Source organism: Rhodococcus sp. BS-15, from assembly GCF_000813105.1.
Classification (GTDB): Bacteria; Actinomycetota; Actinomycetes; order Mycobacteriales; family Mycobacteriaceae; genus Rhodococcoides.
In genome coordinates this window covers 1-778 of the sequence record NZ_BAOX01000603.1, presented here as the reverse complement: position 1 = coordinate 778, position 778 = coordinate 1, and the positions used below count along the sequence as shown (strand labels likewise).

General features: G+C 65.2%; 1 protein-coding gene. It reads left to right on the top strand.

Annotated elements, in window-relative coordinates; translation table 11 throughout:
* A partial coding sequence (locus RHBS_RS28210; RefSeq protein ID WP_272913907.1) for an acyl-CoA carboxylase subunit beta occupies positions 1 to 778 on the top strand: 778 nt, incomplete at both ends.

The following is a 778-nucleotide window of genomic DNA, read 5'->3' as shown; positions in this document are numbered from 1 at the left end:
CCCGATATCCATACCACTGCGGGTAAATTGGCCGATCTTCGTAAACGTCTCGCGGTTGCGGAGATCCCGTCCGGTGAGGCAGCGGTGGACAAGGTCCACGCCAAAGGCAAACTCACCGCCCGCGAGCGGATCACCGCCCTGCTCGACGAGGGCTCGTTCGTCGAACTCGATGCTCTGGCCCGGCACCGCTCCCAGAACTTCGGGTTGGCCGACAACCGGCCTTTCGGTGACGGTGTCGTCACCGGCTACGGCACCGTCGACGGCCGCGATGTGTGCGTGTTCTCCCAGGACGCGACCGTCTTCGGCGGCAGCTTGGGGGAAATCTACGGCGAGAAGATCGTCAAGGTGATGGACCTGGCCGTCAAAACCGGCCGGCCCCTGGTCGGCATCAACGAAGGCGCCGGAGCCCGCATCCAGGAAGGGGTCGTCTCCCTCGGACTGTACGGCGAGATCTTCCACCGCAACGTCCGCGCGTCGGGGGTGATCCCGCAGATCTCGGTGATCATGGGACCCGCCGCAGGCGGGCACGTCTACTCCCCGGCGTTGACCGACTTCGTGGTCATGGTCGACGGCACGAGCCAGATGTTCGTCACCGGACCCGACGTCATCAAAACCGTCACCGGTGAGAACGTCACCATGGAAGAACTCGGCGGCGCGAGAACCCACATGGAGAAATCCGGGGTCGCGCACTACGTCGCCTCCGGAGAACAGGACGCCCTCGACTACGTCCGCGACCTCCTCTCGTACCTCCCGTCGAACAATCGCGCCGACGCCCCCC